The sequence below is a fragment of the Arthrobacter sp. 3Tela_A genome (genome assembly GCF_049311025.1).
GTDB lineage: Bacteria > Actinomycetota > Actinomycetes > Actinomycetales > Micrococcaceae > Arthrobacter_B.
In genome coordinates, this window is sequence record NZ_JAXIOM010000036.1 from 20,707 (window position 1) to 39,485 (window position 18,779).

Annotated in this window: 19 protein-coding genes; 16 read left to right on the plus strand and 3 right to left on the minus strand. The window is 63.1% G+C overall.

The window, feature by feature from the left end; translation table 11 throughout:
• Positions 1 to 9: 9 nt before the first annotated feature.
• Positions 10 to 330: a hypothetical protein gene (locus TVC13_RS11520; RefSeq protein WP_422401337.1), complete on the minus strand. Its 321-nt coding sequence runs from the start codon at positions 328 to 330 to the stop codon at positions 10 to 12.
• Between the two features lie 91 nt (positions 331 to 421).
• Between TVC13_RS11520 and TVC13_RS11525 the strand changes: the two genes are divergently transcribed.
• A complete protein-coding gene (locus TVC13_RS11525; protein ID WP_422401338.1) occupies positions 422 to 889 on the plus strand; it encodes a hypothetical protein in 468 nt (155 codons plus the stop codon).
• Here the strand turns inward: TVC13_RS11525 and TVC13_RS11530 are convergent.
• Positions 876 to 2,153: a TetR family transcriptional regulator gene (locus TVC13_RS11530; RefSeq protein ID WP_422401339.1), complete on the minus strand. Its 1,278-nt coding sequence runs from the start codon at positions 2,151 to 2,153 to the stop codon at positions 876 to 878. The two genes, TVC13_RS11525 and TVC13_RS11530, sit on opposite strands and share 14 nt — an antisense overlap.
• Positions 2,154 to 2,261: 108 nt before the next feature.
• Between TVC13_RS11530 and TVC13_RS11535 the strand changes: the two genes are divergently transcribed.
• The 13 genes from TVC13_RS11535 to TVC13_RS11595 all read left to right on the plus strand — a co-directional run bounded on the left by TVC13_RS11535 (position 2,262) and on the right by TVC13_RS11595 (position 13,581).
• Positions 2,262 to 3,182 carry an alpha/beta fold hydrolase gene (locus TVC13_RS11535; protein ID WP_422401340.1) on the plus strand — a complete coding sequence of 307 codons (921 nt, stop codon included), beginning with the start codon at positions 2,262 to 2,264 and terminating at the stop codon, positions 3,180 to 3,182.
• A gap of 10 nt (positions 3,183 to 3,192) precedes the next feature.
• On the plus strand, positions 3,193 to 4,281 hold the full coding sequence (locus TVC13_RS11540; protein ID WP_422401341.1) for an amidohydrolase family protein: 1,089 nt from the start codon (positions 3,193 to 3,195) through the stop codon (positions 4,279 to 4,281).
• A 49-nt stretch (positions 4,282 to 4,330) separates the two neighbouring features.
• On the plus strand, positions 4,331 to 5,476 hold the full coding sequence (locus TVC13_RS11545) for an amidohydrolase family protein (RefSeq protein WP_422401342.1): 1,146 nt from the start codon (positions 4,331 to 4,333) through the stop codon (positions 5,474 to 5,476).
• Positions 5,476 to 5,856, plus strand: coding sequence for a Rieske (2Fe-2S) protein (locus tag TVC13_RS11550; RefSeq protein ID WP_422401343.1), 381 nt, complete (start codon positions 5,476 to 5,478; stop codon positions 5,854 to 5,856). The genes TVC13_RS11545 and TVC13_RS11550 overlap by 1 nt, the downstream gene beginning before the upstream one ends.
• Positions 5,853 to 7,133, plus strand: coding sequence for an NADH-ubiquinone oxidoreductase-F iron-sulfur binding region domain-containing protein (locus tag TVC13_RS11555; protein WP_422401344.1), 1,281 nt, complete (start codon positions 5,853 to 5,855; stop codon positions 7,131 to 7,133). Before TVC13_RS11550 ends, TVC13_RS11555 begins: the two co-directional genes overlap by 4 nt.
• 12 nt (positions 7,134 to 7,145) lie before the next feature.
• Positions 7,146 to 7,436 carry a ferredoxin gene (locus TVC13_RS11560; RefSeq protein WP_422401345.1) on the plus strand — a complete coding sequence of 97 codons (291 nt, stop codon included), beginning with the start codon at positions 7,146 to 7,148 and terminating at the stop codon, positions 7,434 to 7,436.
• A 109-nt stretch (positions 7,437 to 7,545) separates the two neighbouring features.
• Positions 7,546 to 8,940, plus strand: a complete 1,395-nt coding sequence (locus tag TVC13_RS11565) for an aromatic ring-hydroxylating oxygenase subunit alpha (protein ID WP_422401346.1) — start codon at positions 7,546 to 7,548, stop codon at positions 8,938 to 8,940.
• Between the two features lie 125 nt (positions 8,941 to 9,065).
• A complete protein-coding gene (locus tag TVC13_RS11570) occupies positions 9,066 to 9,224 on the plus strand; it encodes a hypothetical protein (RefSeq protein ID WP_422401347.1) in 159 nt (52 codons plus the stop codon).
• A gap of 25 nt (positions 9,225 to 9,249) precedes the next feature.
• Positions 9,250 to 9,609, plus strand: coding sequence for a 2Fe-2S iron-sulfur cluster-binding protein (locus TVC13_RS11575; RefSeq protein WP_422401348.1), 360 nt, complete (start codon positions 9,250 to 9,252; stop codon positions 9,607 to 9,609).
• A complete protein-coding gene (locus TVC13_RS11580; protein WP_422401349.1) occupies positions 9,606 to 10,622 on the plus strand; it encodes a thiamine pyrophosphate-dependent dehydrogenase E1 component subunit alpha in 1,017 nt (338 codons plus the stop codon). The genes TVC13_RS11575 and TVC13_RS11580 overlap by 4 nt, the downstream gene beginning before the upstream one ends.
• Positions 10,615 to 11,613: an alpha-ketoacid dehydrogenase subunit beta gene (locus tag TVC13_RS11585; RefSeq protein WP_422401350.1), complete on the plus strand. Its 999-nt coding sequence runs from the start codon at positions 10,615 to 10,617 to the stop codon at positions 11,611 to 11,613. The genes TVC13_RS11580 and TVC13_RS11585 overlap by 8 nt, the downstream gene beginning before the upstream one ends.
• A complete protein-coding gene (locus TVC13_RS11590; RefSeq protein ID WP_422401351.1) occupies positions 11,606 to 11,851 on the plus strand; it encodes a biotin/lipoyl-containing protein in 246 nt (81 codons plus the stop codon). Before TVC13_RS11585 ends, TVC13_RS11590 begins: the two co-directional genes overlap by 8 nt.
• On the plus strand, positions 11,848 to 13,581 hold the full coding sequence (locus TVC13_RS11595) for an FAD-dependent oxidoreductase (RefSeq protein ID WP_422401352.1): 1,734 nt from the start codon (positions 11,848 to 11,850) through the stop codon (positions 13,579 to 13,581). The genes TVC13_RS11590 and TVC13_RS11595 overlap by 4 nt, the downstream gene beginning before the upstream one ends.
• Positions 13,582 to 13,657: 76 nt before the next feature.
• Here TVC13_RS11595 and TVC13_RS11600 read toward each other — a convergent pair whose 3' ends face one another.
• Positions 13,658 to 15,043: an MFS transporter gene (locus TVC13_RS11600; RefSeq protein ID WP_422401353.1), complete on the minus strand. Its 1,386-nt coding sequence runs from the start codon at positions 15,041 to 15,043 to the stop codon at positions 13,658 to 13,660.
• A 377-nt stretch (positions 15,044 to 15,420) separates the two neighbouring features.
• On the opposite strand from TVC13_RS11600, the gene TVC13_RS11605 reads away from it, so the two are divergent.
• Positions 15,421 to 16,875, plus strand: a complete 1,455-nt coding sequence (locus tag TVC13_RS11605) for an MFS transporter (protein WP_422401354.1) — start codon at positions 15,421 to 15,423, stop codon at positions 16,873 to 16,875.
• 274 nt (positions 16,876 to 17,149) lie between these two features.
• Positions 17,150 to 18,682: an MFS transporter gene (locus TVC13_RS11610; protein WP_422401355.1), complete on the plus strand. Its 1,533-nt coding sequence runs from the start codon at positions 17,150 to 17,152 to the stop codon at positions 18,680 to 18,682.
• Positions 18,683 to 18,779 lie beyond the last annotated feature (97 nt).

An 18,779-nucleotide genomic window follows, 5' to 3' on the forward strand; every position in this document is an offset into this window, starting at 1 on the left:
GGGTTCATCTCACCTGAGAGCTTCGTATGAAGTGATGACGGGAGGGTTGCCGCCCATGTCCAGCACAGGGCTTGAATCGGTCAGGTCCGCACCACGGATGTCTGCCAGGATCGCCGGAGCGGGACGGGAGATCCGGTAGACAGTGAGATAGCGGGGGGCCTGACCTTCGCCGGCATCAGTGCGAAAGCGTTCGACACCCTCGATGCCCGGCACCTGCTCCCGGATCTCGGCGACGTGGATGTCGTACCAGGCGTTGAACTCTGCCTCGCCGACACCAGGTTTTGGCGTTGTAGCAACCAGCATTACGCCGGAGAAAGTCGTGCTGTCCACTGTGGACTCCTTCGCGTCATTGGGAGGAATCCGGTCAGCCTACAGCAGAACAACAGTTTGCTCCAGAGCCAGTTCTCGCTACCATGACGCCATGCCTACCGCCGTCTTCCGCATCCACTTCGCGTCCCCTGTTGAACCTGGTGTTTTCGAGGGGGGTGTGGCGCTTTTGCGTGAGCGCGGCATCCCCCTCGTTGAGTACACGGCAGTTGCCAGCGAGGAGGTGCTGAGTGAGATTTCCCTGCTGCGCGACGAGGCCCAGCAATGGACACCGGAGGATGCCGTTGGCTTATGCGAAGAGGCATTCGGTGTGTCGGCACGGCTCGGGCCTGTGACGTATATAAGCCGCGGCACCGACGCCGATGCCGAGTCTGTGCTGGCCCGGTTTGACCTTGTTGGGCGGGTCCAAAGGGAAATTCGCGACGACGGCGACGTCGTTACAGTCATGGTCTCGGCCGCTGACATGCGGCGGGTTCCCGAGAGCCGGCTGCACACGGCCATGGAGGCAGCGCTGAACGCTGAAGTGCGCATCGAGCTGACGGCGGGACTCAACGCGGGGTAAGGAATCCCCGAAGCATCGAATTACGCAGGAACCGGTGCGCGCGCTCGGGAGTTGCTCGCGCGAGATCCTGATATGGCACCCAGCAGATGAAACGGATCTGCGGGCCCATTTCGGCGGGCGCGGCCAATGGACGGATAGATGCTTCCCGGATGCCGCGCTCCAGCATGGATTCGAGCAGGCGCAGACGCGCTCCGGTGCTAGCCCAGTACGATTCCAGCGCCACGGGGGCGGGAGCTGTGCGGGGGTTGGAAAGCTTGACAATTTCGGACTCCAGCCGGAACCTGCGTTTGGCGCTGATCAGGACAAAGGCGAGGGCATCGAGTGACTCCACAGCCGAACCGCCTGCAGTTAGAGCAGCCCGCACTGCAGCGTCGAAGTGTGCGTCGTAGGCGCCGAGGATGTCTCTGAGGAGTTCATCTTTCGAGGTGACGCGGCGGTAGAGGGTGGCCATCCCTACCTGTGCAGCCTCGGCTAAGTCGCGCACCGTGGTTGCGTCGAATCCCCGTCGGGCAAACTCGACCCGTGCCGCAGCCACAATGTGCTCACGGCTGTTCGGCTCCGCTGGCTCATAGGACGGTCCCCAGGCGGCTATAGCGTCTCGGGCCGCAACCATGGCCGCGGAGCGGTCGAGGTCTTCGTCTCCCGGGACATCCAGGGCGATGCCGTCGAGCAGCATCGCGATGTTTAGTCCGGCGACGGATCCGGGGCGGGCCGTTTCTGCCAAATTGAGGGAGACATTGAGAGTCAGATTGTCCAGGGCGAAGCGAAGCAGGCCGATGTCCTGGCTGTCGGAGGCTTCGGGGACAAGATCGCCGACCAGACGCTCCCACACCTGGGCCAGGCTGGTCGTGGCTGACTCGCGGGCCTCATGAAACCGCTCTGTGGCTGTGGCGGGTGCGGCATAAGCGGTGATGCGGAGTGCTGCGTGGTTTCGTGCAGACAGTTCGGCAATGGCTTCTGCCGTTCGCGTCAACTGCGCCCGTGCGCTGCCGGCGCCAGATTCTTCAATGCGTTCAGAGAGTGTCGAGGCTAGCTCAGCTGCGTCGCGTTCAAAGTCCGCGACGATCTCCAGGGCAACAGCCTCCTTGGATTCAAAATGGTAGTACAGGCTCCCCGGCAGAATGCCGGCTGCGTCCGCGATGTCGGTGATCGTGGTTGATGAGTAGCCGCGGGCCTCGAACAGCTTCGCGGCCGCCTGCCGGATCTCGTCGGTGCGGCTGCCGGATTTCACCCCCGCACTGATGGCCTCCTGTGGCGTCTCCATTCGTTCATTATCCCCGGCCAAAGGCCGGGCGGCTACCATTGCGCGATTGCGGAGCAACAATTAGATTCACTCGCAAGGTGTTCCGAGTCCGAGTGAAAGGTCGCTGCAATGGCGCAGATTGAAGTAAACGGCGGAGTTGTCGAGTATGAGCTCCTCGGCGAGGAGGGCGGCGACGTCGTCACCGTGACACCGGGGGGGCGCTTCAGCAAGGATTACCCGGGCGTGCGTCCTTTCGCCGAAAAGCTGGCGTCGGCTGGCAAGCGCGTGCTGATCTGGGACCGGCCAAACACAGGACGTTCGGATGTGCAGCTGTACGGGGCCACCGAATCACACATGCGCGCCGAAACCCTCGCTGCCATGGTGCGTGAACTGGGCCTTGGGCCCGTTTTCGCCTTAGGTGGTTCAGGAGGCGCCCGCGACTCCATCGTTTTTGCGATTGAGTACCCCGAGCTGGTGAGAAAGCTCGTGGTGTGGTCGATAGTCGGGGGCGCCTTCTCATCAATGAGCCTGGCGGGTGTCTACGTGATGAATGAGATTCGCACTGTTCGCCGCAGCGGAATCGAAGGGGTGCTCAAGCAGCGGGGTCCCGCGGGCAGCTGGGCTGACCTGGTTGAGGTGAATCCGCGCAATGCCCGGCGCCTGCGCGAAATCGGAGCGGAGGAATTCGAGCGGGTCATGTGGCGCTGGCTTGAGGCATACGTCCCGAAGGCGACCGAGTCCATTCCCGGTGTTACCGATCAGCAGATGCGCAGCATTGCGGTGCCGACCCTGATTGTGCGCGGCGGCGAGAATGACATTGACCATCCAAAGCGCACATCGTTTGAAGTGCACTCGCTCATCAGCGGTTCGACCTTGATTGACCCGCCGTGGCCGGAGGATGCCTGGGAACGGGCGCAGGCAGCCCGCGACGCCGGTCATGGCAGCATCTTCGATCCGTGGATGGATGCGGTGCCGACGTTCCTCGACTTTATGGACGGGGCAGCAAATGAGTACTGGAAAGGTCTTGCGGAACAGTCATCGGAGCAATAGTTTGGTCCACATGATCGATTCCATCTCCCCTGAAGCCGGCACTGGCCTTCGTATTGACGCCAGTGTGCATGTGTTTTTCGCCTCCGATGCCGAGCTGCGTGAGTATCTGGGTGAGCCGTGGGCCAGTCGTGGTTTTCCCACCCCGGATGTCACTCACAGCCTCCAACTCGGCAACCGCTACGTGCGGGGATCGCAGCCCCGCCCCGACGCGCACGCCGGATCCGATCCCGAGTTCGTCGGCAGGACGCTCTTCGGCGAGAAGGGTTTTGACCTCGCGATCCTGCATCCGATGACCGTCGGTGTCCTGCCCGACTGGCACCTGGAGTCAGCTATCCACGAGGCGACCAACCGTATGCTCGTGGAACGGTGGCTCGACTCAGGCACCTATGCAGACCAGTTCCTGGGCACCATTCGTGTGAACCCGAACGACATCGACAGTGCGGTGCGGGAGATCCGCCGGTGGTCGGCCCACCCCAAAATTGTGCAGATCGGTTTGCCGATGCAGACGCAGGCACCGTACGGCAGGCCGCACTACAAACCGCTGTGGCGTGCCGCGGTTGAGGCCGGATTGCCGATCGCTATCCACAACGAGATGGGAATGGGGATCACTCATCCGCCCACGCCGAACGGCATCACGCGGACGTACCAGCAGCTTGTGGGGTTTCAGCCGCTGAACTTCGTGTTCCACCTCATGAACATGATCGCCGAAGGCGTCTTCGAAGAGTTCCCGGAACTGAAGATCGTTTTTGCTGACGGTGCAGCTGACATGCTCACTCCGATGATCTGGCGGATGGACACGTTTGGCCGGCCGCACCTCGAACAAACTCCCTGGGCGCCGAAGATGCCCAGCGACTATCTGTCTGGACACGTCTGGTTCGTCAACGGCGCGCTCGACGGCCCCGGCGACGTCGGTTACGCCTCGGAGTGGCTGCAGATGACGGGCAAGGAAGACATGCTCATGTTCGGTTCGAGCTACCCCGACTGGCAGACGGCCACCGTTGAATCGCTGCCGTCGGCTTGGACACCGGAGCAGCAGGAGAAAGTGCTCTGGCGAAACGCTGCTGAGCTGTACGGCATCAGCATTACGGCGGGCGTATGACCACCGTACGGAGAACCAGCGAACGTGGAACCGACGAAGGAGAAGTGAAATGACCCAAATCGAGATGCCGGAGACGTCAACGGAGACGACCCCGGTGCGCGTTGTGGACTGCGACGTGCATCCCACGCCGCGCCGCGGTGCCCTCATGGAGTTCCTCGATCCGAAGATCGCCCGCGAAGTGAAGCTGAAGGCACAGGGGGCAGAGAACGGCCTTTACTATGACCCGCCGGATTACCACCACTCCAAGGCGATGCGCGTGGATAGCTTCCCTGATGACGGAGAGTTCGCCTGCTCCGACCCCGCGCTGGCATTTCAGCAGCTTGTGCTCGATTCGGGGTCGGACCTCATCATGCTTGGCCCGACGACCGGCGGTCAGGGTGACACCGACGAAGAAGTATCCGCCATGTCGGCGGCCACCAACCTTTGGCAGGAATCCGCCTGGCTCAATAAAGAAGACAACTGGCACGGACGCTTTTTCGGTTCCATCTGTGCCAACATCACCGAGCCTGAACGCGCGGCACGCGAGATCGAGCACTGGGCAGGCCACGAAAAGTTCAAGCAGATCCTCATCAACGCCGAACCCCGCCCTTCCTGGGGGCACCCGATGTACGACCCCATCTGGGCGGCAGCCGTAAAGCACAACATTCCGGTGGCCTGCCATCTAAGCCGCGGCAAACACAATCTCCTGCCGATGAGCCCCGTAGGTTTCATGACCTACAACCACGACTTCATGGTGACGTACTCTATGCTGGCGGCCAACCAGGTCATGAGCCTCATCTTCGACGGTGTTTTCGAGCGGTTCCCGACCCTGCAGATCGTGTTTATTGAACACGCCTTCAGCTGGATCCTCCCGCTCATGTGGCGCATGGACTCCATCCATGCGGCCCGGGGCAATGAGACCGGCCTGAGCAAGGAGCCGTCCCAGTACGTGCGGGACAACATCTGGTTCACGACGCAGCCCCTGGACTACCCCGAAAATAAACTCGAGCTGACCCGCGCCTTCGAGTGGATGCAGGCGGAGAAGATGATGCTCTTTTCATCGGATTATCCGCACTGGACTTTCGACGAGCCGCGATGGCTGGCCAAGCATCTCCCCGCTCAGATGCGTGATGCCGTAATGTACCAGAACGCCCTGGACCTCTTTGGCCTCCCCTCGCAGGTGCCGGCCGTCTCTGGACAGGTGAAGGCCTTCTGATGACGGGCAGCGAACTGGCCCGCGGCCGAGAACACGTCGTTGCCACGGTCGACGAGATCCCGCCGGGAGAGCACAAAGTTGTGCCTATAGGCCGCTACGGCGTGGGGGTCTACAACGTGCGGGGCTCGTTTTATGCGATCGCAAATTACTGCCCGCATGAGGGCGGCCCGCTGTGCGTCGGGCGCACCCGCGGCACCAACGTAGCCGACGAATCGCGCCCCGGCGGTGCACGCGAAACACGGGACGGCGAATTTATCTACTGCCCGTGGCACCAGTGGGGCTTTGAGCTGGCAACGGGGACGACGGCGGTGAAGCCGGAGTGGAGCATCCGCACCTATCCGGTGCGGATTGATGGCGATCAAGTGGTGATCACCGCATGAGTGCCACAGCCGAAAGTGCGCGGACGATACCAACAGACCGCTACCCGGGCCTTGCTCCCCGGCTGCTTAACGCCGGGGGAGTAGAAGGTATCGATGAATATCTCGGCGGCGGCGGTTACGCGCCGCTGCGGGATCCGGCAGCGCTGCTCGACCAGGTTGCGGCGGCAGGTCTCCGCGGCCGGGGAGGTGCCGCTTTCCCCCTCGCCCGCAAGATCCTCACGGTGCGTGGAGGTGCCGCGACTCCGATCCTTGTGGCCAATGGTGAAGAGGGCGAACCGTCCTCCGTTAAAGACAAGTGGCTCATGCGGCACCGGCCGCACCTGGTCCTGGACGGGGTGCGGCTGGCTGCAGCGATGATCGGTGCCCAGCAGGCGTATGTGTACGTCTCGGATCCCGCAGCCGCCGACAGCATTGAACGGGCACTTGGCGAGTTCAACTCGGAGGGCTGGAACGAGCTGGCAGTCGGGGTGCACCGCGTTGAACCTGCTTACGTGGCGGGAGAGGAGACTGCCGCGGTGCGCTCACTCAACGGGGGTCCAGCGCTCCCGTCGGACAAGCCTCCGCGTCCGTTTGAGCGGGGTGTCGATGATCGTCCCACGCAGATCAGCAATGTGGAGACGCTGAGCAATTTGCCGCTGATCCATTCACACGGTGGTGTCTGGTACCGGATGGCCGGCACCGATGACTCAACGGGATCGTTCCTGATGACGCTGACAACGCCGGGAGAAACTGTGCTGGCCGAGGTGCCCTTCGGGGTAACGCTGCGCGATGTCCTCGCCTGGCGTGGGTACGACGGCGGTGTCAGCGGTCTTTTGATGGGCGGTTATTTCGCCGGGCTCGCCTCGGCACAGATGCTCGATGTCGCGCTGGACTACAGCTCAGTGGCGGTGGCTGGAAGCGGCCTTGGGTGTGGAGCCATTGGTGTGCTCGATGAAAGCACCTGCCCGGTCACAGTTGCCGCAGGAGTCCTGGGCTACTTCGCCGTACACAATGCAGGCCAGTGCGGCTCGTGCTTCAACGGGACATCCGCGATGGCCGCCGTTGTCGACGGACTGCGTCTGGGACGGACCAGCCAAGAGGACCTGGATCGTCTGCGGCACTGGACACACGACCTGCGCGGCCGGGGTGCCTGTGGCACGCTCGACGGCGCGACCAATGCGGCGGCGACACTGCTGCGTGAGTTTCCGGAGCTCGTGGCATCCCATCTCGACGGCGTGTGCGTCCTGTGCACTGCCGCTGGCGACAATGTTCCGCCGCCGTTCTGGGTCGGACAGTGAGGAGTGACGTTAATGCGCATCAAACTCGACAGAACCGTCTGCGATGGCTTCGGCACCTGCGCGCTGCACGCGCCGGGGATGTTCTCTCTGGATGACTGGGGGTATCCCTCGCTGCGCAAGGGCAATGAAGTTGCGCCCGAAGATGAAGCCGGCGTACGCCGGGCGATCCTCGACTGTCCGGCCCACGCGATCGCTGACCTCGACGATGCCCATCCGGACCTGCTCGGCGGCGGGGCGGGTATGTCGCGGTCGGGCCGTCCTGACGCAATGTGGCCCAGGGACGACCGCCCGGGCAACGCCTGATGCTCTTGTGGGATGCCATCCCTTCCCCTAGGGTGTGAGCAAATATTTGGTCTTGCGATAAGGTCCTTCGGTAAAGCGCCGGGGGTTAGGTCCAATGAGAGGTTCAACGATGAGCACTGTCACCGAGCATCTTCCCGCGGATGATATCGAATCCGCCCTCGCCTCCGGCCCCAACGGGGACGAAGTCAATTCGAAAGTGCCCCACCACATGGTGGACTCATTGCACGTTCCCGCGGAGCGTTACTATTCGCGGGAATTCTTCGAGCTGGAGAAGAAACACCTTTGGCCCAAAGTTTGGCAAATGGCCGCCCGGGAAGAGGAGATTCCGAATCCGGGAGATTTCGTGGAATACGAGATCGTCGGTCAGTCACTGCTGATCGTGCGCCAGCCCGACGGCAGCATCAAGGCATTGCACAACGCCTGCCGTCACCGTGCCACGGAGCTGGGCAAAGGCTGCGGACGCTTCCCCGGCAACCAGATTGTCTGCCCGTTCCACGGGTGGCGGTGGAAGACTGACGGGTCGATCAGCCATGTGTTCGGCCGCGAAGGGTTTGACCCGGCCACGATCGATCCGAACGACATCAGGCTCCGGGAGGCACAGTGCCAAACGTGGGCCGGAATGGTCTGGATCAACATGGACCTGGACGCCCCGCCGCTGATGGAAGCCTTGTTCCCCGCAGCCAACATCCTTGAACGCAACGGCGTGCAGAACATGCGGGCGAAGTGGTGGAAAGAAGCGATCATCAACTGCAACTGGAAGCTTGCCCAGGAAGCGTTCTTCGAGGGGTGGCATGTGAAGCAGACCCACCCGCAGCTCTACACGTACACCGGTGATGCTGAAAGTGAAGAGAACAAACAGAACGTCTCGTACACCCCGTTTATCAACGGTCATGGACGTTTCCAGAGCGGTGATGCACGGTCCAGCTACGGAGGCAAGGCGGATTTCCTCGAGTCGGCGCGGAACCTTTTCAAGGGCCAGGACGCGATGACGCTCGAGCGGGATGTCACGATCTTCGAATCGGTCGCCGGGGACATGGACACCAGTACCCCGGAGTACACACAAAAGGCACTTCAGGCGCTGTTCGCTTTCTGGGCGGGAGCAGGCATCGCCGCCCCCGCGCTGACCCCCGAGGTCCTCAAGATGTGGGGCGGGGACATCCACCTTTTTCCGAATTACCTGATGCTCCCGATGTACACCAACTGCCTCGTCTACCGGGTGCGGCCCTACAACGATGACCCGGACTGGTGCCGGTTCGAGGTGTGGTCGCTCACGACTTACCCCGAGGGCCAGGACAACGGGCGCCTCACCCTGAGCGGCCGCTATGACAAGGACGATGACGACCACTGGGGTCTCATCCCGCGCCAGGACTTCGCCAACCTGGAGCGTATGCAGCGCGGCATCAAGAACGTGTCGCTGGGTCAGACAACGCTGTCCTCCGAGTGGGAGGTCACGATCGCCAATATGCACCAGGAGCTTGACCGGCGCCTGGCAGCGGAGCTCTGACGGGGGTGTTCACCGCGAACACTGTCCAGGACGTCTTACTGGAGGAGGGAGCACCCTTTACGGGTGCCCTTGCTGCCAAACTCACCGACATCGACCGAACCCGCATTAACCGTTCAGATGAGTTGGTGTTGCGCAAGGCTGTCTTCGGGCTGCTGGAAATCGTGAGCGTGCTTGAGTCGAGGATTGCAGCGCTGGAAGGCCCCGACGCCGAAGCGTCCTGGCGGGCGAGGTTCGAATCCGATAGGGCCGAACCCCGCCCCGATGAGATGAGGATCGGCGAATGACCCGTGGCATGGAAGGCAGTCACCGATGGCTCGGGTGAAGATCCTGCCGGCCGGCATCGATCTCGAGGTCGAATCCTACGAGTCTGTCGCTGAAGCAGCCTGGCGCCAGGGCTTCGTCTGGCCCACGCAGTGCTGGGGACAGCTCGACTGCATGAGCTGCTTTACCAAGATCGTGGGCGGTGAAGGCGACGCCCTGCCTGCCGAAGAAGATGAACTCGACGCCGTGCGCATGAAGATGCCGGGTCCCCTGGCAAGCGACAGCCTTGTCCGTCTGGCGTGTCAGCTGCGGTGCAGGGGTGACTCGCTCGTCCTGGAGAAACGGGGCGTTCGCAAGGCTGAAAGTGAAGACAACAACATGCAGGATTTCGAAAGGAGTGAAACATGAGCGCAACAACCGAGGCTGTCGAGAACACCGCCTCCGTCCTGGACCCCGCGGCGCTGCGGAGTCTATGGCGGTCAATGGCACGAGAAGAAGCACTGGACACCCGCATCGTCTCCGGGATCAAGCGGGGTGAGCTTGCCACAGTGATCTGGCCCTCGCGGGGCCAGGAAGCGGTGTCCGCGGCGATGGGGCACGTCCTGCGCCAGGATGACCGGCTGATCACGACCTACCGCGGACTGCATGACCATGTGGCCAAGGGCGTGCCGCTTACCGAGATCATCGGCGAAGTAATGGGCACTGCCGTCGGCGCCTCCCGAGGCAAAGGGGGCACCATGCACATCGCAGACCCAGAACACGGCGTGCTGCTGACCACGGGCATTGTGGGCTCGGGCATTCCGATAGCCGTTGGCGCGGCCCTGGCCGCCGTCAAGCAGGGATCCGACCGGGTCACCGTCGTCACTTTCGGTGACGGAGCCACCAACACCGGCTCGTTCCACGAGGGCGCCAATCTCGCCGCAGTCTGGAATCTGCCCGTCATCTTCCTCTGCCAGAACAACCTTTATGCGGAAATGACGCCGGTTGAAGACACCATGGCGATCCCGCACGTTGCTGACCGTGCCAAGGGTCTGGGCATGCCCGGAGTCACCGTCGACGGGAACGATCCAGTGGCGATGGTAGCGGCGCTGCGCGAGGCCGTTGAGCGTGCCCGCTCGGGGGGCGGTCCAACCCTGGTCGAGGCAGTCACGTTCCGTTTCGAAGGCCACTATGCCGGCGACTTGGGAAAGTACATCCCGGAAGAGCAATTGGCACACCAGCGTGAGCTGGACCCGATGCTCACCTTCCCGCGCTACCTCGTCGAGAACGGCGTCAGCCAGGAAGAAATCGACGCGATCCGCGCCGAAGCTGCTGCCGAGGTCGAAGCAGCACTCAAGACGGCGCTTGCGGCACCTGCCCCTGGTGTCGATGAGATCCGCACCGACGTCTACGCAAACGAATTGGTGGTCACCCATGACTGAGACACGTGTCATCTCCATCCGCGAGGCGCTCAATGAAGCCCTAGAAGAAGCCTTGCGCACCGACCCCTCCGTTTTCCTCCTTGGCGAAGACCTCGCCGATCCCGCTGCCGGTGTCAACGCCGTCACGCGGGGCCTCTCGACCGCCTTCGGCGAGGACCGGGTGATGAACACTCCGATTTCCGAGGCAGCCATTGTGGGCGCGGCAGTCGGTGCGGCCATGGAAGGGTTCAAGCCGGTCGCCGAGATCATGATCATGGACTTCATCGGCATTGCCATGGACCAGATGGTCAACCATGCGGCGAAGGTCCGGTACATGTCCGGCGGGCGCACCACGTGCCCCCTCACTGTGCGCACGGCGGTCTTCGCCGGCACGGGATCAGGCGGGACGCACTCACAGTCACTCGAAGCCTGGTTTATGCACGTCCCCGGCATGAAGGTGGTCTTCCCCAGCAATGCGGCTGACGCCAAGGGGCTGCTGCTTGAGGCCATCTTCGACCCCGATCCGGTGCTCGTCATCGAGGCATCGCGTCTGTATGGCCTGAAGGGGGAGGTGCCCGTCGGCGACGGTCATCGCGTACCGATCGGCAAGGCCGCGACGCTGCGTCCGGGCACCGACGTCACGCTCATTACCTACGGTTTGGCTACAGCCGCCACCATGCAAGCGGCCCAGCAGCTAGCCGAGGAGGGCATTGACGCCGAGGTTCTGGACCTGCGCTCGCTCCTGCCCCTGGACATGGACACCGTGCTCGAATCGGTCGGCCGGACACGCCGCGCCGTGATCGCGCACAACGCCACGACGTTCGCCGGGCCCGGTGCCGAGGTCGCTGCACAGATCTCGGCCAAGCTCTTTGGAGTACTCGCCGAACCGGTTCAGCGCGTCGGGGCCCAGTTCACGCCAATACCCGCGAGGGCATCTGAGTTTGCCGTGACACTCGGCGTCGACGGGATCGTACATGCAGCAAGAACAGCGATGGGAGCAGTACATGTCTGAAATATCGGTGGCGATTCCCAAAGTCTCCATGGCGACCGAAGAAGTCGTCTTCGTCGGATGGCTCGTCGGTGACGGCACCGCCGTGGCTGAGGGCGAAGCGATTTACAGCATCGAAACCGAAAAGGCTTCGACCGACGTCGAGGCCGCCGCCAGCGGCATCCTGCGGTACGGCGAAGCGTCCGAAGATGAAACCTACGCAGTTGGCAGTGAAATCGGACGCATCGAGCTGGTCTCATGAGCGGGGCGACCTGGGATGAGGAGTTCGACGTCGTCGTTATTGGCAGCGGCGGAGGCGGGCTGGTTGCCGGCCTCGCGGCGCGGGAAGCCGGCGGCAGTGCGCTTGTCGTGGAGAAGCGTGATTTGATCGGCGGCTCCACCGCAATGTCCGGGGGAGTTGTCTGGCTCCCGAACAATCCGCTTATGCAGCGGGACGGCGTCGCGGACAGCGATGAAGATGGGCTGCGCTACTTCGCAGAGACCGTTGGCGAGGTTGGTCCGGCTTCCTCGCCGGAGCGCCGTGAGGCGTTTATCAGCGAGGGACGTGAGATGGTTCGCTTCCTGGAAGAGCGGGGCGCACGTTTCACCCGGTGTGAGAACTACAGTGACTACTACTCGAACCGGCCCGGCGGCAGCGCAATTGGCCGGTCGATTGAGCCGCTGCCTTATGACGGCCGCCAGCTCGGCGAGTGGCTGCCGCGTGTTCAGCCCGGCATGGCGATGGGGCTGGGCATGAATGTCATGACCAACGAGCTGCGCGACGTGCAGTACGTCAACAGATCGCTCCGGTCTTTTGTCATCGCCGCGCGCGTGCAGCTGCGTACCTGGCGTTCCTCGCTGATGAAGAGGCCGGTCCTCACCAACGGCACGGCCCTCGTCGCCTCCGTCCTGAAGATGTGCCTGGACCGGGGTGTGGAGGTGCGCACGGGAACAGCATTCGAGGAGTATGTGGTTGAAGACGGTGTTGTTACCGGGGTGCGCCTGCGGGCCGGAGACACCGTTCGGACGGTTCGTGCACGCCGGGGAGTTGTGGTTGCGGCGGGTGGATTTGCGCACAATCCCGAACTGCGCGAGGAATTCGGCGGAACCCAGCTTCCGGATCCGTCATGGTCCATCGCCAATCCCGGGGATACCGGGGACACCGTGGCCGCGACGCTCAAGCTCGGTGCCAAGACAGATTTCATGGATGAGGCATGGTGGCTCCCCGGCCCGCCGCGTGCGCTGTCCGGGGGGACGCTGTCTGCAGCGCGTAATCGACCCCGGACCATCATCGTCGGAGCTGACGGCAAGCGCTTTGCCAACGAATCGAACTCGTACGTAGAGCTCGGAAAGGCGATGTTCGCCCGGAACAAGACAACCGCAGCGGTGCCGGCGTGGCTTATCTTCGATGACGGGTACCGCCGTGCCTACGCACACACACGCAGCTTGTTCTTCGGCCGATTGCCGAAAGAGTGGCTCGCATCTTCGGAGTTCAAGCAGGCTTCCACACTGTCGGAGCTGGCGGCCAAGTGCGGCATCGACGCGGCGGGGCTGCACGAACAGGTGGCGCGTTTCAACACGTACGCAAGCGAAGGCAAAGACCCCCAGTTTGGACGCGGAGAGTCCGAGTACAACCACTGCCTGGGTGATCCCAACCGCCGCATACCGAATCCGGCAGTCGGCCCGCTCGACAAAGGTCCCTTCTATGCCTTCCCGATCTACCCGTCCGACGTGGGAACGTGCGGCGGATTCCTCACGGACGAGTTCGGACGGGTCATTGCCGAGGACGGGCCGGTCCCGGGGCTCTACGCGACAGGAAACGGTACCGCCACGGTGATGGGCCGCCATTACCTGGGAGCAGGAGCCAGCATCGCCAATACGATGATCTTCGGGTTCATCGCCGCGCGCCACGCAATGGGTGCCGGAGATGGGGCAGGGACGGGTCCCGGGCGCGAAGGCCGGAGGCAGCGGGGCGCCCGCGCCGGCACATAGCGGCGGGGATGCCCGAATTACGGGCCGGTCCGGTGACCGCAAAAGACCTCTTGAGCTTGGCTAAAATACGCCAAACTCAAGAGGTCTTTGTGCTTTCCGCCCGGACAGCCCCCCGTGGCTTCCCTCTGCCTGGAACGGCGATGGCGAGAACGATACTGATGATCGCGCCCGCACCGCCGAGCAGCAGAGCCAAGCGGAAGCCGCCGTCCGTCGGATCGCCGGTGCTCGACTCAGCGGCCGAGTGAGCGAGCACGCTGGCAACGATGGCCGACGCGGCCGCTGTGCCCAAGGCACGGAGAAGTGTGTTGAGCCCGTTGGCGGCTGCCGTTTCGGTGACCGGGACAGCCTGCATAATGAGTGACGGCATTGCGGCGTAGCCGAGACCGATACCGATGCCGACCACGGTCATCACGAGGGCGATGGCCCATCCCGTGGCCGGAACGAGCAGCGCAATGACATAGGACACGGCAAGGATGACGCTGCCGGCGACCAGAAGGGGTTTGGGCCCGAGGCGGTCGATGATCCGTCCGGCCAACGGAGACAACACGAGCATGGCCAGTCCGGAAGGCATCAGGATGAGGCCTGCCGCGAGGAGCGGGAGGCCGAGGCCGCCCGACGCGGACGGAAGCGTGAGGATCTGGGGAAAGGCGATGCTCGGGACGAACATCGCAAAACCCATCGCGGTAGATGCAATGTTGGTTAGGAGAACGGGGCGTCGAACACTCACCCGCACGTCGACGAGCGGGTCGGACCTGGTCCATTGGTGCCAGATCCAGGCCGACAGCACAACAACGGCGGACGCGGCGCAGACAAGGGTCCAGGGTGAGGCCCACCCCCACTCGTTTCCTTTCGAGAGAAAGAGCAGGAGTGCGGTCAGCCACACCGCGAGTCCCACCGCCCCGGTGAGGTCTACGCGGCCGCGTTCGTCTGGTCGGCTCTGGGGCAGGAACAGGGCGCACAGGATGAATGTCAGGGTACCCAATGCGGTTGCGACAGCAAACAGCAGATGCCAGTCGCCGACGGAGGTGATGAAGGCCGCCACGGGCAAGCCGACGGCGGCCCCCACTCCCATCGTCGCGCTCACCAGAGCGATCGCTGAGCCCAGTCTCGCGGCGGGCACGGTGTCTCGCAGGAGTGCGATTCCGATGGGAATAACTCCCATCCCCATGCCCTGCAGTGCGCGCCCGAGAATCATCGGCACGATGCTGAATGAGAGGGTGCACAGCAGGGATCCCGCCACGAGCAGGCCGAGGAGGATGAGGATGACGCGGCGTTTGCCGAACATGTCACCCAGCCGGCCGGAGATGGGGGTGCAGATACAGGACGTGAGGATCGTGATCGTGATTACCCAGGCCGTTTCTTCCCGCGCTGCCCCCAGCAGTTCCGGCAGCTCCGCCTGAATCGGGATCAGGATCGAATGCATGAAGGAGCCAACCATGCCGGCCAGGCCCAGGATAGCCACGATGAGGCCAGCCGGGGCCCGCCGTGGCAGGAGGCCCGTCCTGCTTCTTCGCGCCGCGCTCCCGGCTCGGCGCAAACGGCGGAGTTCGGCGCGGTCTGGTTTCATTCGAGTCTGGGTCACACGGTCTTTACTACCACCGAACAAAAGTTTGGTCCACAGTTGCTTTGGAAGCCTTGTGGAGGAGGGGACGGCTTGCTAGCATGCGCAACGGAGCAAAGTTTTGATCTTATGTTTCTGGTCTCTCCATGGGTGCCGGCCCCCTGCCGGTCAGCATTGTGTCCCTCAATGGCGAAGGAATCCACATGAGTATGATCAGATCCACGGCGGGAGGTCCGATGCCAGGGCCGCGCCCCTCATCAGATGGCTGGACAAAGAGCATGGTTCTCACAACCCTGCTGCTGGCCCTCACCCTGGAAGCGGTCGCCATCGGAGCGATCATGATCTCGGTCGCGCTGCCGAGCATCCTGGAAGAGTTCCCCACCGACCAGGGCGGTTGGCTGCCCTCGGCGTATTACCTGGCCGGCGCGGTAGCCGCACCTCTGCTCGGAAAATGCGCAGATCTCTATGGCAAGAAGCGCATCCTCATAATCACGATGGCCATCTCCGGTGTCGGCACGGTCATCTGCGTTCTGGCCCCGACGTTCGGCCTGCTCATTGTGGGCCGGGTTTTCCAGGGCGTGATTCTCGCGACGCTGTCGCTCACCTACTCGCTGATCCGAGACATCTTCCCACCCAAGCCCGCAGCCTTCGCAGCGAGCCTCACCGTTACGGGCATGGGCTTCTTCGGCATCGCCACCCCGATCCTCATCGGGTGGCTCATCGCACAGTTCGGCTGGCGGGGCATGTTCATGTTCGACGTCATCTGGACCTTTGGGATGCTGTTGCTTGTAGCGGTTTTCGTCCCCGAGTCCCCGCTGCGCAAGAAAGCGCGTCCTGACGCGATCGGGGCCTTCCTTCTCGCCTTCGGCGTCGCCGGCATGCTCATTTACGTGAGTCTTGGCCGGAGCTACGGGTGGGGATCCATCCTGGCGCTGTCCTTCCTCATTGGCGGCGCAGCCTTGTTTGCCGCCGCGCTGATCCGTTCGCGCCGCGTCGCCGAGCCGATCATCAATGTGAGCCTGTTCGCACGCCGCGCTGTCATCTTCGCAGCTGTCCTCGGGGGCGTTGGCTATGCGATGTCGGCCACGATCGGCCAGCTTATCCCGTTGCTCGCTCTCACCCGGCGTGAGGACGGTATGACTTACGGTCTCGGGTTGAGTACTGTCCAATATGCCCAGATCGAAACCCCGAAAGCGCTCATGGCGGCACTTGCCGGCTTCGTTCTCGGGTGGCTTGTTGCGCGTGGCCGATCACCGCGCATGTTCATGGTGCTCGGCATGGTGCTGTGGGGGACCTCCGCGCTCCTGCTCGCCACGACAAATGACACGCAGCTCCTGTTGACGACCGGCGCCCTCGTCGCGGGCCTCGCCGGCGGTATGGTCAACGCGTCGCTGCCCAACGTCGTCATCCAGGCTTCTCCTGCAGGTGATCAAGCCTCTGTTGCCGGCACGGTGCAACTCGTGCAGACAGGACTAGGTGCTATTGCGCCCGTCGTTATGTTCACTCTGATGGCACCGTACATCGGCCAGACGGCGTCAGGCGGCATCGTTTACGGCGAAGAGGGTTTCCACATCTGGTTGTACGGGTCTGCCGGACTCATTGCGATTCTTCTCCTGCTTGCGGGTACCGTGTGGCGTCCGCGCCCCGGCGAGGTGCAGACGCTCGAACAGCAGGCGGCAACCGCAGCTGCCAAGGCTAGAACAGAAAAGGAGCTCGTCGAGGAGCACGACTGACAGGGGCACCTCCCTTGTCGAAATCGGCTTGCTCCGAGTCCAACGGCAAGGGAGGTGTCCCGGAGCGTGGTGAGCCCGTCGGCGGGCGCCGTTTCGGCGACAGGGACAGGCTCTTTGCAGAACAAAAGTTTGGTCCGTATCCCGCTTATGAGGTCTTGTGGGCGGCGGTCAGGCTTGTTAGCATGCGCAACGGAACAACTTTTTGATCCGAATAAAAACCCGGCCCTTTCCCGGCCGGCCAACTCTCGAGTCCCTCAATGGCGAAGGAATCCACATGAGCACGATCAGCTCCACGGCGGGAGGCCCGATGCCCGGGCCGCGCCGCTCATCAACAGGTGGCTGGACAAAGAGCATGGTTCTCACGACCCTGCTGCTTGCCCTTACCCTCGAAGCGGTCGCGCTGGGTGCGATCATGATTTCGATTGCCCTGCCGAGCATTCTGGAAGAGTTCCCCACAGACCAGGGCGGATGGCTGGCGTCGGGCTACATTCTGGCAGGTGCGGTTGCCGCACCACTGCTCGGAAAATGCGCCGATCTTTACGGTAAAAAACGCATACTGATGACCGCGATGGCCATCTCCGGCGTCGGCACTGTCATTTGTGTGCTGGCTCCGACGTTCGGCGTGCTCATCGTGGGCCGGGTATTCCAGGGCGTGATCCTGGCAACGATGTCGCTCACCTACTCGCTGCTCCGCGACATCTTTCCGCCCAAGCCCGCGGCCTTCGCAGCGAGCCTCACCATCACCGGCATGGGAGTTTTTAGTCTTATCACCCCGATCATCGTCGGTATTCTGCTGGCTCAATTCGGCTGGCGGGGCATGTTCATGTTCGACGTGGTCTGGACCTTTGCGATGCTGTTCCTGGTGGCAGTGTTCGTCCCCGAATCAAAGCTGCGCAAGAAAACACGCCCCGACGTTATCGGAGCGTTCTTCCTGTCCTTCGGCGTTGCCGGCATGCTCATCTATGTGAGCCTCGGCCGCGGCTATGGGTGGGGGTCCCTCTTCGCGTTGTCCTTCCTTATCGGTGGCGCAGCATTGTTTACCGCCGCGCTCCTGCGATCACGCCGCGTCGAAGAACCAATCATCAACGTCAGCCTGTTCGCACGCCGCTCGATCCTTTCTGCCGCCCTCCTTGCCGGATTCGGATATGCGATGGCAGCCACGGTCGCCCAGCTCATCCCGTTGCTCGCGCTTACTCTGCGCGTCGATGGCGAGACGTATGGTCTCGGGCTGACGCCCGTCCAGTATGCGCAAATTGCAACGCCCATGTCTTTCGTCTCGGCACTTACGGGCATCACGCTCGGATGGCTCGTCTCGCGGGGCCGTTCCCCGCGCGCATTTTTGGTGACAGGGGTTCTGCTTTACGGAGTCGCCGCGGTTCTGCTTGCCACATTCAACGACACACAGGTCCTGGTGACAATGGGTGCCCTCGTCACCGGTCTGGCAACCGGCATGCTCCAGTCATCACTGCCCAACGTCGTTATGCAGGCGTCGCCTGCGGGCGAGCAGGCCTCCGTCGCCGGCACCGTTCAGCTCGTCCAATCAGGCTTGGGTGCAGTAGCCCCTGTCGTTATGTTCACTATGATGGCGCCCTACATCGGGCCAAGCTCGACGGGCGGCATCGTCTACGGCATCGAAGGAATCCAGACCTGGCTCTACGGAGCCGCCATCGCTACCACGGTCATCGCCATACTAGCGGTCACCGTGCTGCGCCCGCGCCCCGGCGAGGTCCAGACGCTCGAACAGCAGGCGGCAACCGCAGCAGCGAAGACCAAACCAGAGCCGGAGCTCGTCGGGGACCCCGACTGACACACACGTCGGCTCGCAGCTAGCTCACAACTCTCATCTGCCAAGTTCCCGCTGACATACAAAAGCGGCCCGCGCACGCGGACGCCGCCCGGGCGCG